This is a genomic window from Janthinobacterium saanense, from assembly GCF_014200675.1.
GTDB lineage: Bacteria > Pseudomonadota > Gammaproteobacteria > Burkholderiales > Burkholderiaceae_D > Janthinobacterium.
In genome coordinates this window covers 36,928-49,492 of record NZ_JACHCI010000032.1, presented here as the reverse complement: position 1 = coordinate 49,492, position 12,565 = coordinate 36,928, and the positions used below count along the sequence as shown (strand labels likewise).

General features: G+C 61.3%; 12 protein-coding genes. 6 read left to right on the top strand and 6 right to left on the bottom strand.

Annotation, left to right across the window (positions count from 1 at the left end; genetic code table 11):
* Nucleotides 1–90: 90 nt before the first annotated feature.
* Both HDE72_RS26780 and HDE72_RS26775 read right to left on the bottom strand, forming a co-directional pair.
* Nucleotides 91–591: a hypothetical protein gene (locus HDE72_RS26780; protein ID WP_183748453.1), complete on the bottom strand. Its 501-nt coding sequence runs from the start codon at nucleotides 589–591 to the stop codon at nucleotides 91–93.
* Between the two features lie 94 nt (nucleotides 592–685).
* Nucleotides 686–1,168, bottom strand: a complete 483-nt coding sequence (locus tag HDE72_RS26775; protein ID WP_183748452.1) for an Lrp/AsnC family transcriptional regulator — start codon at nucleotides 1,166–1,168, stop codon at nucleotides 686–688.
* A gap of 75 nt (nucleotides 1,169–1,243) precedes the next feature.
* Between HDE72_RS26775 and HDE72_RS26770 the strand changes: the two genes are divergently transcribed.
* Entirely contained in the window at nucleotides 1,244–2,122 is an 879-nt protein-coding gene (locus tag HDE72_RS26770) for an EamA family transporter (RefSeq protein ID WP_183748450.1), read from the top strand.
* A gap of 12 nt (nucleotides 2,123–2,134) precedes the next feature.
* Here the strand turns inward: HDE72_RS26770 and HDE72_RS26765 are convergent, their stop codons facing one another.
* The gene (locus HDE72_RS26765) at nucleotides 2,135–3,358 is read right to left on the bottom strand and encodes an MFS transporter (RefSeq protein ID WP_183748448.1); all 1,224 of its coding nucleotides are present in this window, start codon (nucleotides 3,356–3,358) and stop codon (nucleotides 2,135–2,137) included.
* 88 nt (nucleotides 3,359–3,446) lie between these two features.
* Here HDE72_RS26765 and HDE72_RS26760 point away from each other — a divergent pair, with 88 nt between their 5' ends.
* Entirely contained in the window at nucleotides 3,447–4,376 is a 930-nt protein-coding gene (locus HDE72_RS26760; protein ID WP_260176982.1) for a LysR family transcriptional regulator, read from the top strand.
* On the opposite strand, the gene HDE72_RS26755 is transcribed toward HDE72_RS26760, so the two are convergent.
* Nucleotides 4,373–6,535 (bottom strand): putative bifunctional diguanylate cyclase/phosphodiesterase, encoded by a 2,163-nt coding sequence (locus tag HDE72_RS26755; protein ID WP_183748446.1) that lies wholly within the window; start codon nucleotides 6,533–6,535, stop codon nucleotides 4,373–4,375. The two genes, HDE72_RS26760 and HDE72_RS26755, sit on opposite strands and share 4 nt — an antisense overlap.
* 195 nt (nucleotides 6,536–6,730) lie before the next feature.
* Nucleotides 6,731–7,660 (bottom strand): LysR substrate-binding domain-containing protein, encoded by a 930-nt coding sequence (locus tag HDE72_RS26750; protein ID WP_183748444.1) that lies wholly within the window; start codon nucleotides 7,658–7,660, stop codon nucleotides 6,731–6,733.
* A gap of 147 nt (nucleotides 7,661–7,807) precedes the next feature.
* Between HDE72_RS26750 and HDE72_RS26745 the strand changes: the two genes are divergently transcribed.
* The 4 genes from HDE72_RS26745 to HDE72_RS26730 all read left to right on the top strand — a co-directional run bounded on the left by HDE72_RS26745 (nucleotide 7,808) and on the right by HDE72_RS26730 (nucleotide 11,807).
* The gene (locus HDE72_RS26745) at nucleotides 7,808–8,509 is read left to right on the top strand and encodes a pirin family protein (RefSeq protein ID WP_183748442.1); all 702 of its coding nucleotides are present in this window, start codon (nucleotides 7,808–7,810) and stop codon (nucleotides 8,507–8,509) included.
* A gap of 173 nt (nucleotides 8,510–8,682) precedes the next feature.
* On the top strand, nucleotides 8,683–9,336 hold the full coding sequence (gene ribA, locus HDE72_RS26740) for a GTP cyclohydrolase II (RefSeq protein ID WP_183748440.1): 654 nt from the start codon (nucleotides 8,683–8,685) through the stop codon (nucleotides 9,334–9,336).
* Nucleotides 9,337–9,411: 75 nt separating this feature from the next.
* Nucleotides 9,412–10,791: a S1 family peptidase gene (locus tag HDE72_RS26735; RefSeq protein ID WP_183748438.1), complete on the top strand. Its 1,380-nt coding sequence runs from the start codon at nucleotides 9,412–9,414 to the stop codon at nucleotides 10,789–10,791.
* A complete protein-coding gene (locus HDE72_RS26730) occupies nucleotides 10,791–11,807 on the top strand; it encodes an FHA domain-containing protein (RefSeq protein ID WP_183748436.1) in 1,017 nt (338 codons plus the stop codon). The genes HDE72_RS26735 and HDE72_RS26730 overlap by 1 nt, the downstream gene beginning before the upstream one ends.
* Before the next feature lie 27 nt (nucleotides 11,808–11,834).
* Here the strand turns inward: HDE72_RS26730 and HDE72_RS26725 are convergent, their stop codons facing one another.
* Nucleotides 11,835–12,449 (bottom strand): hypothetical protein, encoded by a 615-nt coding sequence (locus HDE72_RS26725; RefSeq protein ID WP_183748434.1) that lies wholly within the window; start codon nucleotides 12,447–12,449, stop codon nucleotides 11,835–11,837.
* Between the last annotated feature and the right edge of the window lie 116 nt (nucleotides 12,450–12,565).

The following is a 12,565-nucleotide window of genomic DNA, read 5'->3' as shown; positions in this document are numbered from 1 at the left end:
GCCATCCTGCGGCGCTTCCTGTACGCCGCCGCAGCGACCGGCAGGCGAACTGAGGCTTCGCTCAGGCTGGCAGATGAAGATCAGCGCTAATCAACTACTTTTATCGGCCATGGCCCCCATCGCGATGGCAGCAAACGCCCGCGCAGGCACTTCATGCCGAGTGACATCCCAGCCCATGCCGGCACAAGTTTCGTCCGCGACGGCAAACAGCGTAAGCAGTATGGAAATGACAGCAGGAGATGCGCATAGCTGCTCGATTTCCACGCCGCCATGCTGCGTCACAAGCTGCTCCCATAACACCATCAGCGTTGCTGGCGGCGCTCCGGGATCGGCATTCCACGCATGGGCCGCTTGCTCGATTTTTTCCAAATAATCCGCATGGGCTTCCAGGTGCTGGCGGTCAGGACTGACCTCGGTATAGCAACCGGAGCGCTCAATCATGGCAGCGGCAATCGCAAAAAGATCTGCTGGCCAGTTCGGGCAATCCCAGGATGCTTGCACCGCTTTGCCCGGTTTCCCTGCGGCCAACGGCATGATGATGGCATCCGTGCCGGCAGGCGTTAAATAATGTATGCATTCATTGATATTCAAGGCGGCCCCAATGTCAGCGCGTAAGGCACTAATCGACATAGATTAGATTGCTTCAGCTTGCCGATCATTGCCTGATATCAAGCGAAATGACAGGCTATAAACTCAGCGGCACATACTGCCCCATCTTCAGGCAGGTCAAGGCCACCGAGGTGCGGAAGCGCCGTACGTTGTCGTCGCCGCCGAACAGGCGCTCCGTCAGCGCTTCGTATTCAGCCATGGTGCTGGCCGTGATCACCAGCAAATAGTCGGCCTCGCCGGTGATGCCGTAGCACTGTTGTATGGCCGGTTCGGCCAGTATGCGGGCGCGCAGGCCGGCCGTGCGCAGCGGGTGCTCGTCGTGCAGATGCACTTCCACCGTCAGGATCAAGGGTCGGCCAAGGCGGCTGGCGTCGAGTACCGCCACCTCGGCACGGATCACCCCGCTTTCCCTCAGGCGCCGGATGCGCCGCTGCACGGCGGGCGCCGACAGGTGCACGGCTGTAGCGATCTCGCGTTGCGAAACCGTGTTGTCGCGCTGCAGGATTTCCAGGATGGCCAGGTCGAAGGTGTCGAGTGCGGCGAGCGAAAGTTGCGTCATGGGTAGCTAAATGCAGTGCAAATATCAGGATAGACACAATAAACTTTCGGCATCACGCTTTCAATACATTTCACCATGACACTGTCACGCTATTCCGCTTTTATTCCCCTGCTGGCCATCCTAGGTGCCGTTACCTCGCTCGGCCTGGGCACTTCGTGGGCCAAGCACACGCTGTTTCCACTGGTCGACGCGCAGGGAACCACCGCCGTGCGGGTGGGCTTTTCGGCTTTGCTATTGCTATTATTCTGGCGTCCGTGGCGCTGGCATCTGAGCCGCGCGGATGCCCGTGCGGTGGTTTTGTATGGCGCGGCGCTGGGGGCCATGAACCTGTGTTTTTACCTGGCCCTGCGCACGATACCGTTCGGGATTGCCGTGGCGATCGAGTTTTCAGGACCGCTGGCGGTGGCGCTGCTGTCCTCGCGCCGCCCGCTCGATTTCGTCTGGGTGGCGCTGGCCATCGCGGGACTGGGCTTGCTGCTGCCGCTAGCACACAATGTCAGCGGCCTGGACCCACGCGGCGTGGGCTTTGCGATGGCCGCTGCCGTGTTCTGGGCCACCTACATTGTGTTCGGCAAGCGCGCCAGCGCCATGCATGCCGGGCATTCGGTATCGCTGGGCCTGCTGGTGGCGGCCATCGTGGTGGTGCCTGTGGGCGTGGTGCACGCCGGTAGCGCCCTGCTCTCGCCCACGGTGCTGCTGGTCGGACTGGGCGTGGCGCTGGTGTCGAGCGCCATTCCGATCTCGCTGGAAATGGTGGCGCTCAAGCGATTGCCGCCGCAGGCCTTCGGCATCATGGCCAGCATGGAACCGGCCGTGGCGGCCATATTGGCGCTATGCCTGCTGGACGAATACCTGAGCGCCATCCAATGGCTGGCCATCGTCATGATCATGGCCGCGTCGATGGGCAGCTCGCTGACGGCGCAGCGCAGAAGGCGCGCAGCCGCGACGGCCTAGTTGAGGGTCTACTTAATGGGCGCCCGCCCCCGCCACATGCGAGGCCAGGTTCTTGCGGGCCAGCCAGGCCAGTGGCAGCAGGGCCAGCAGCGCGGCAACCATGCCGGCCCAGGGTGAAGCGGCCATCAGGTGGCGCGACACCATCAGCGCGCCCAGCATGGATCCAAACGAAATGCCCAGATTAAACGCCGAGATATTCAGGCCGGAAGCGAAATCGACTGCTTTCGGCGTGTAGCGCTCGGCCGTGGACAACATGCCAGCCTGCAAGGCGGGTGACAGGCCAAAGGCGAAGAAACCCCAGATAAACAGCATCACCGGCATCAGCCATTGCGAACTGATGCTCAAGGCGACACCCACTTGCGTAACGGCCAGCGCCAGCAGCATGATGCGCAACGCCTTTTGCCAGCCGTAATGGCTGCTCAGATAACCGCCCGCCAGATTACCGCTAAAGGTGGCGGCACCAAACACGATCAGCAAGGCACTGGCGGTGGTGGTGGAAAAGCCCGTAATGTCCGTCAGGATAGGCGTAATGAAGGTAAAGGCGGCAAAGCTGCTGCCAAAGCCGAAGGCCGTGACGGCCATCATGGTCAGGATGGGGCCGCTAGCCAGCGCGGCCAGCTGCGTCGCCGCCTTGCCGCCTGCGCCCTGTGGCAAGCCGGTCGGCAACCAGCGCGCCATGGCGGCCAGGCCCAGCGCGGCCAGCAACACGACGGCAAAGAAAGGCAATCGCCAGCCAAACAGATTACCCAGGAAGCTGCCCAGCGGTACGCCTATCACCATGGCCAGCGTCAATCCCGCAAACATCACGGAAATCGCCCTGCCCGCCTGCGCCTTCGGCACCAGGCCGGCCGCCACCGTGGCGCCGATGGCAAAGAAGGCACCGTGCGCCACCGCCGTAATCACCCTGCCAAACAGCAAGATTTCAAAGCTATGCGATAAAGCCGCCAGCAGATTGCCGGCCAGGAAAACCGACATCAACCCCAGCAAGGCGCCCTTGCGCGGCAGGCGCGACATGGCGATCACCAGCAGCGGCGTGCCGATGGCCAGCGCCAGCGCATACAGGCTGACCAGCGAGCCGGCCGACTCGATAGAGATACCCAGGTCTTTGGCGATGGCCGGCAAGATGCCAACGACGATAAATTCGGTGACGCCGATGGCAAAGGCGCCGACGGCCAGCGCCAGCACACCGGGCGGCATTCTGGTGGAAACAGTAGAAACAGGGGTTGCGGCAGTCATCGCTCTTCTCCGGCAAATCATTCAAGCCGGACAGTGTATCGACTGGCAGTCTTTTGATATAGACTCTGATAATGGAAACACCTGTGAAATGGATTCAATAATGGCGCGCCAGGATATCAACCGTTCGTTCGAGATGGCCGTCTTCGCCGCCGTGGTCGAGGCCGGGGCTTTTTCCGCCGCGGCGCGGCGACTGGAACTGACGCCATCGGCTGTCAGCAAACTGGTCAATCGCCTGGAAGCGCGGCTGGGCACGCGCTTGCTCCAGCGCAGTACGCGGCAATTGCACACCACGCCCGAGGGCGACACTTTTTATGTGCAATGCAAGCGCATCCTGGACGATATCAACAGTGCCGAGCGCGAGGCGGCGCAAGGGGCGGCGCCGCGCGGGCGGCTGCGCATCAATTGTTTCGTGCCGTTTGGCGTGCACTATCTGCTGCCCATCCTGCCCGAATTCAGCGAGCGCTACCCCGACATCATGCTCGACGTGGTGGTCAGCGACGCCGTGGTCGACTTGCTGGAAGACCGTACCGACATCGCCATCCGCACGGGCCGGCTGAAGGAATCGAACCTGGTGGCGCGCAAGCTGGGCGAAGATTGCATGATCGTCGCCGCCGCGCCCGCTTATCTGGCGCGCCACGGCACGCCACGCACGCCGCAGGAATTGTCCACGCACAAATTATTGGGATTCAATTTCCGGCACCAGAAAGAAGCCTGGCCCTTCCGCGATGGCCTGGGCGGCCATATCGAGATCACGCCGCAGGGCGAGATTCTGGTCAGCGATGGGGAAAGCATGCGCCAGCTGGCGCTGGCCGGCATGGGCCTGGGGCGTTTCATGAGCCAGCATGTGCGCGAGGATATCGCCCAGGGCCGGCTGGTGCCGCTACTGGAAGACTACAGCACGGGCGACGGCGAAATCGTGCATGCCGTCTTCATGGGGCCGGGCTTGCAAGTACCGGCCCGTGTCCGCGTGATGCTCGATTACCTGCTGGAAAAGGTCAAGCTATCCCGTCCTTGCTAGCAAGCGGCTTCTTCCCCCAGCAATAAGCGCTTGTCCGCCACCAGCATGGCTTCGAATTCCGCTGCCGGCACGGCGGGGCTGAACAGATAGCCCTGCAGCTGGTCGCAGCCCAGTTCGCGCAGGAAATGCATCTGCTCGGCCGTTTCCACGCCTTCGGCGACGATTTCCTGGCGCAACTGCTGCGCCATGGTCACGATGGCGCGGGCGATGGCGCAATCGTTTTGCTCGAACGGCAAACCCACCACAAAGGAACGGTCGATCTTGAGCGTGCTGATGGGAAATTTTTTCAAATACGCCAGGCTGGAATAACCGGTGCCGAAATCATCCAGCGCCAGCGCCAGGCCCATGGACACCAATTCATTCATGATGCCGATCACCGTATCGGCGCCCCGCATCAGCAAGCTTTCGGTGATTTCCAGCATGATCTGCTGGGGCCGCACGCGGTGGCGCGCCAGCACGGCCGCTATGCGCGCCGGCAATTGCGCATCGAATTGGCGCGCCGACAGATTGACGGCGATGGCCGGCATCTGCAAGCCCCGGTCTTCCCAGCTGCGGATCTGGCGGCAAGCCTCGTCCAGCACCCAGGTACCCAGTTCCAGGATCAGGCTGGTTTCTTCCGCGACAGGAATGAATACGCCAGGCGAAACCATGCCGCGCATCGGATGCTTCCAGCGCAGCAAGGCTTCCGCGCCGACGATGCGCCCCGTGGACAAGCTTACTTTCGGCTGGTAATGCAGTTCCAGTTCCTTGTCGCCCAGCGCCAGCCGCATTTCGCTTTCCAGCCGTAAATGCTCCTTGGCGCGGCGGTTCATGTCTTCGCGGTAAAACAAAAACGTCGATTCGATATTCTGCCCCGCCTTGGCCACGGCCACGTCGGCAAAACGGAACAGGGCCGGCGCTTCCAGGCCATCTTCCGGGTACACGGTGATGCCGATACTGGCGCCCACGTGCAGGGCGTGCGCCTCGATATTGATCGGCGCTTCCAGCAGGTTCAGCAGCTTTTGCGCCACGTTGGCCGCATGCTCGCGCTTTTCGATATGCAAGAGCGCGACGACGAATTTATTGTTGTCCACGCGGGCCAGGATGTCCGCATCGCGCAATGCCGCGCGGAATAGCTGGCCGATGGCGATCACCAGCTGGTCGCCCACTTCATGGCCCAGGGTGTCGCTGATGGAGCCGATGCGGTTGATGTCGATCACCATCAGCGCGCCATGCGTGCCTTGCCGTTTGGCTTCAGCCAGGCCCTGGTCCACCAATTGATTGAGCAGGCAGCGGTTGGGCAAGCCCGTCAGGCTGTCGTAATTGGCCATGCGCTGCATGCGCGCCTCGGCATCCTTGTGCACGCTGATATCGGAAAACAGGGAAAACACATGGCTGATTTCACCGAACTCGTCGCGCACCACGCTGATGGTCACGTCTTGCGGAAACAATTCGCCACTCTTGCGCTTGCCGATGATTTCGCCGCGCCAGGAACCGTGGCCGCGCATGGCGGCGCGCACCTTGGCGCGGAAGTCGGGATCGTGCACGCCCGAGCGCAGCAAATCCGGCGTGCGGCCGATGGCTTCGGCCGGCGAATAACCGGTGATGCGGGAAAACGAACTGTTGATCGAGACGATGCGCTCTTCGGCATCGGTGATCAGCACGCCCTGTTCGCTGTCTTCAATGATGCGCGCATGCAATTTCACCTTGTCGACATCGGACAGCGGCTCGCTCAAGACCGACAGGCGCACGGCCATGCCGGCCACCTTGCCCGCCTGGTCGTGCATCACATGTCTATGCATGCGCAGCCAGCTGAGCATGCCCGATTTCTTGCGCCGGCGCACATCGGTGGCCACGTCGCTCTGCGCGACATGCAATTCCAGGACGCCCTCTTCGGCATTGTCTTCCGGATACAGGAACAAAATGTGCTGGCCCAGCGCCTCGAATTCGGAATAGCCAAACATTTGCTCGGCGCCATGGTTCCAGCCGATCAGAAAGCCGTCGAGATCGACCTCGAACAAGGCGTCGGCCGGCGCCACGCGCACCACGGGCCGGCTGGCCCCGCGCAACAGTTCCAGCTCACTATGCAAACGCGCCAGGGTGGCCGCTTGCTGGGGGCCGGCTTGCTCACGGGCTTCCTGGCTCAGGCGCAAACACAGGGCGACTTTTGTTTCAAGCATGGCGGCCCCGTTCGTCAACCGGGGCGGAGAGGAAATTCAGGGGCGCTGCAGTCTGTGTAATCATCAGAATCCCACTATGGGGCTTGGGGTCGGACAAGAAATACTGTGAATATGTTACCCTGAAAATGTTGGCTTATGTCAACATTTTGTGACGCTGGCAAAATAGTTTGCTGACCAGCCTGCATCGTCCCTGCTTCAGGCCAGCGCGCGGCCAGGCAGATGCTGGGCCAGGCGGGCAAATACGTCCGGCTCGCGCATGCGCGCCATCCACCAGCGCAGCGCGGCGCCATCCTCGCCCACCCTCCAGGCCAGGTAAAACGTTTCCGACGGTTTCGGTTCTTCCACTTCTTTTTCCACCAGTTGACCACGCGCGATGGCGGCGCGGGCGCAGGGGCCGGGCAAGAAACCAAAACCCAGGCCCAGCAGCTGGTAATCAAACTTGATCTGCATGGTCGGCACGCTCAAGGCATCTTGCCCCAGCAACAAGCCCACCGTGCGCGGCGCCAGCTGGCGCGCCGAATCAGCCACCACTACGGCGCGGTGCCGTTGCAAGTCGCTGCGGGTGAGCGGCCCCGGCAGCTGCGCCAGCGGATGGCTGGGCGCCACCACGAACACAAAATCCATCATGCCGATGGGCTGCGAAATATAACCGCCGCCGGCCGGCCCGTCGCCAGGCGCGCCCACCAGCAAGTCCACCCTGCGCTCCAGCAGCGCTTCCCAGGTGCCCGACAGGGTTTCCTGCACCAGCCGCAAACGCGTCTGCTGCGCCACGGCATAAAAAGCCTGTATATCATCGGCCAGCGCCACGGCAGAAAACATGGTGTCGAGGCCGATGGCAATTTCCGTTTCCCAGCCCGAGGCCACTCGCCGCACGCGGTGTTCCAGGTCTTGCGCCGCCTTCAATAGGTAGCGCCCTTCTTTCAGCAATTCCTGGCCGGCCGCCGTCAGCATGACTTTGGGGCCGTGGCGCTGGAATACCTGCACGCCCAAGTCATCTTCCAGCTTGGCGACCGTGTAGGAAATGGTCGACGGCACCCTATGCAATTCCTTGCCGGCAGCCGAGAACGAGCCCCGGCGATCGATGGCGTCAACAATTTGCAGCGCTTCCAGGCTCAGTCTTAACATTCGATTTTTTCGATAATTAAACGGTAGATTTTCCGTTTTTCTTTCACGATATGGGGGTCTATACTGACTTCATCGTACAAGGAAGGTGCATCAGCTGGTAGGCCTTCGAAATTATCGCACATTAACTCATAGAAAATGGAGTCCACGATGTTACAGATACGTCATAGCGCAGAACGCGGCGCCGCCAACCATGGCTGGCTCAATTCCCACCACAGCTTTTCCTTCGGCCACTACCACGATCCGCAACACATGGGTTTCGGCCCCCTGCTGGTGATCAATGAAGACCGGGTCACCCCCGCCCAGGGTTTTGGCACCCACGGCCACCGCGACATGGAAATCATTTCCTATGTGCTGGAAGGTGCGCTGGAGCACAAGGACAGCATGGGCACCGGTTCCGTCCTGCACTATGGCGATGTGCAGCGCATGAGCGCCGGCAGCGGCGTGCGCCACAGCGAATTCAACCCTTCGCCCACCGAAGGCCTGCATTTCCTGCAGATCTGGATACAGCCGAACGTGACGGGCATCGCGCCCAGCTATGAAGAAAAGCATTTTGCGCCGGAAAGCAAACTGGGCAAGCTGCGCCTGATCGCCTCCAGCGATGGCCGCCAGGATTCCGTGAAAATCCACCAGGACGCGGCCATCTACGCCAGCATCCTGCGCGAAGGCGAGCAGCTGGAACATGCGCTGGACGACGGCCGCACGGCCTATGTCCACCTGATCCGTGGCAGCCTGGTGGTCAACGGCGTGCCCTTGAAAACAGGCGATGCCCTGAAACTGACGCAGGAAGCGGTAGTGACCCTGGCGCAAGCAGAGGATGCAGAAGTACTGGTATTCGACCTGCCTTACTGAGACTGACGGTATTGCAAAAAGGCGGCCCCGGCCATAACTAAGGTGCACTGGCAACAGCAATATCAGGCGGGGGAAATCGTTTTCCCTGCTTTTTGGTATGATGACAGGGCGCGCCAGCACCGCAGTGGTCAGGCGCGTCTTTCTTTTTGAACTTTACTTATATGAGCACAACCATGCAAAGCGGCGCGGACATCCTGACCACAGGCGAATTGGACTACACGACTTCCTGTGCGCTGCCGACGCCGTGGGCCCAGTTCACGCTGCACGCCTTTATCGAACACGCGACCGGCAAGGAACACCTGGCCATGGTGCTGGGCGACGTCGGCAACGGCGAACCGGTGCTGGCGCGCGTGCATTCCGAGTGCCTGACGGGCGACGTGCTGTTTTCGCAACGCTGCGATTGCGGCGCCCAGCTCGAAGGCGCGTTGAAACGCATCGCCGAAGAAGGCCGCGGCATTTTGCTGTATCTGCGCCAGGAAGGACGCGGCATCGGCCTGATCAACAAGATCCGCGCCTACCGTTTGCAAGAAGCAGGCGCCGACACGGTGCAGGCCAATGAACAGCTGGGCTTCAAGGCCGATGCGCGCAACTATGCGCTGTGCAAGCCGATGTTCGGCCAGTTCGGCATCCAGAGCCTGCGCCTGATGACCAATAATCCGCGCAAGATCGCCGCCATGGAAGCGCTGGGCATCGTGGTCGCCGAGCGCGTGCCGCTGCTGGTCAACCGCAATGCTTTCAATCAACATTATCTCAATACCAAGGCCAGCAAGCTTGGCCACATGATGACGCCGGTTACGGCGCCCGCGCTGGAAGACGGCGCCCTGTAATGCCCTGGCCGGCTGCTGGATCACCCCAGACGCCGGCCCGCCCTGGCTTCGCTCCTGCTCACGCTCGAAGGATGCATGAAACACTCACAATTTGCCTTGCTGCTGGCCAGCCTGACCTGCGCCAGCGTCTTTGCCGCCCCGGCGACCACAGCCGCCAAAGCGGCCGCCACCACGCCAGCCCCGGCCACGGCTGCCACCACGACTACCGCTACGACTGACCACGCCGCCCTGCCGCCGCCCTCATCGGCTGCGCAAAAGCTGTACACGGCAGCCCGCGCCGACATCCTGCAAATACGCGTGCTGCTGAAAAACGGCCGCACGCAATCATCGGTCGGTTCGGGCTTTTTGATAGGCACCGGCAACCTGGTGGTCAGCAATTACCACGTGGTGTCGCAATTCGCGCTCGACCCGGATACCTATGTGGGCGAATGGGTGGACACCAGCGGCCAGCGCGGCAATGTGGAATTGCTGGCCGTCGATGTGCTGCACGACCTGGCCGTGCTGCGCGTCAACCGCCATGGCACGGGCTTTTTCAAGATGCCGGCGCAATTGGCGCAACTGACGCAAGGCCAGTATCTGTATTCGATGGGCAATCCGCTCGACCTGGGTTTTGCCATTTCCGAAGGCGCTTACAACGGCGTCGTCACGCGCAGCTTTTATGACCAGCTGATGTTTACCGGCCCGATCAATGCCGGCATGAGCGGCGGCCCCAGCGTCACCGCCAGCGGCGACGTGGCCGGCATCAACGTCTCCAAGCGCCTCGACGGCGAACTCGTGAGCTTTCTGGTGCCCGCCCGCTACGCCCAGCAATTGCTGGACAAGGTCGCCCACCAGGACAAGCCACCGAAAGACTTCAAGCCTTTGGTCACGGCGCAATTGCTGGCGCACCAGGAAGTCATGATAGACCGCTTGCTGGCCACGCCCTTGAGCCTGAAAGCCATGGGGCCGTACCGCGTGCCTGTGCGCGAATCGGACCAGATGCGCTGCTGGGGCCGCTCGAACGTGAAAGCCGATAAACCTTATACGGTCGACAACACCAGCTGCGCCATGGAATCGGCCATCTATATTTCCGGCGCCCTGCAAACGGGGCAGGTATCGATGCGCCATGAATTCCTGCGCAGCAGCGAACTGGGCGCCCTGCGCTTTTCGCAACTGGCCAGCACCTCGTTCAAGAATGAAAGTTTTGGCAGCTACAAGAGCACCCAGCTGACGGGCCCGCAGTGCACCGAACGTTTCGTGAAAAACGCCAGCCTGCCGCTGCGCGCCGTCATGTGCGTGCGCGCCTACCGCAAATTTCCCGGCCTGTATGATTTCGCCCTGCTGGCCGCCAGCACCGATGAACCATTGATGAATCTGCAAAGCCGCATCGACGTGCGTGGCGTGTCTTACGACAACGGCATGCGCGCCACGCGCACCTTCCTCGAAGCATTGTCGCGTGACAAGGGAGCCAAATAATGCGCGCCCCCTACTTCATTGAAATTGTGGCCGCCAATGGCGAAGTGCAGCAGCGCCAGCGCATCGCCACCTTGCCGATCCGCTTAGGACGCGGCTATGACAACGACTTTATCCTCGACGACGCCCACACGGCGGCCGAGCACGCCATCATCGAGGACGATGGCCAAGGCGGCTTGCTGCTGCGCGACCTGGGCAGCCATAACGGCATGATCCACCAGGGCAAGCGCCAGTTGCAAATAGCCCTGACGGGCAACAGCATCGTGCGCCTGGGCCATACCCTGCTGCGCGTGCGCGCCGCCGACCATCCGGTCGCGCCCGAGCAAAGCGACACCACCATGCATGGCTGGGAAGGCACCAAGCCCGCGCTGACGGGCCTGGTCATGATCGGCCTATCGGCCATCTTCAGCAACTGGCTGAGCGACGTCGAAAGTTTCGACCCGATTTCCTATCTGCAAATCCTGACCTATGCGCTGGCTGCCGGCCTGGTGTGGGCCTCGATCTGGGCCGTGGCCAACCGCCTGTTCGGCCAGGTGGCCCGCTTCGGCCGCCATTTGTTCATCATCGGCTGCGGCCTGGTGGCGATGGAAGTGTGGGAGCTGGCCAGCAATATGGTTGCCTACTCGCTGTCGCTGGAATCACTGACGCGCTACGGCCGGCATATGTTCATCGTCATCGTCTGCTGCATGATCTATTTCCACCTGTGCACGATCAAGCCGCAGCATCCGCGCCGCTTCGCCGTCACCAGCGTGGTGCTGGCCATCCTGGGCTCGGCGCTGGTCCTGCTGAGCAATCTGCAACTGAATGGCCGCCTGGCTGACGAGCTGTATATGTCGGACCTGCCGCCGCCGGTACTGCGTCTGGCGCCCGACCATACGACGGAATCGTTCTTCAAGGAGGGCGCCGCGCTCAAGAAGGGCGTCGATGCCGAACGGGGCAAAGGCGGCAAGGGTGCCGATGACGATGAGGATGGTGACGACGACGGCGGCGATGGTGGCGATAGCGGCAGCGACGGCTGATACGCGTGCCGCCAAGGTGCCGGAAAACTAACAGTTGGCAACCAGTGCCAAAGTCTGAAGCTCCTCGAAATACCTGGGGACCTTCGGCTTGATAATATCCTCGTTGATTTGCAACACGATTGATTTCATCAGGTCAGTTTTGTTCAAGCTGGTAGTTTTCATCAGAGCGGCGATTTCATCGGCCATCGCTTGCGTCACCTTGATGGACAGTCGCTTGCGCGCAGGCTCCGCCAGCACCTCGAACTCGGTTTTTTTCTTCAAGGCTGCCACCAGCCGCGCAGACCAGGCTGCGCTTTTGCTGGACTTGCTGACGTAATACATCAACAAGCGCTTCCTGAAATCCGGACTCACGGATGAATCAACACGGTAGCAAGCCAAATCCAGGGCATCCATGTAAATCGCCGGCAACTGTGCTTCGACCGGCACCATGGCCTTGTCACGACTGGCCTTGATTGCGGGCGTCGATTGCGCAGGCGTAGACACGACACGGTCACAGAGATCGCAAACCCCTGCCAGGATATCTTTCGCGATACCCACGCCATCGCTGAAAGGCACGTCCCTGCGCTGATAAGTGGTAGTGACCAGCGCCTTGCAGTCATAGCAAATCGCTTGGCTCTTGTCGCCTGTCTGCAAAAGTTTCATGATTTCCTCACTGATGTACGCTGATAAAAACCGTGTCCGGATCAACAAAATAAAACTTGATATACCACTTACTGCATCGGATGACGTGCACCTCGACACTTTGCACGACGTGATGC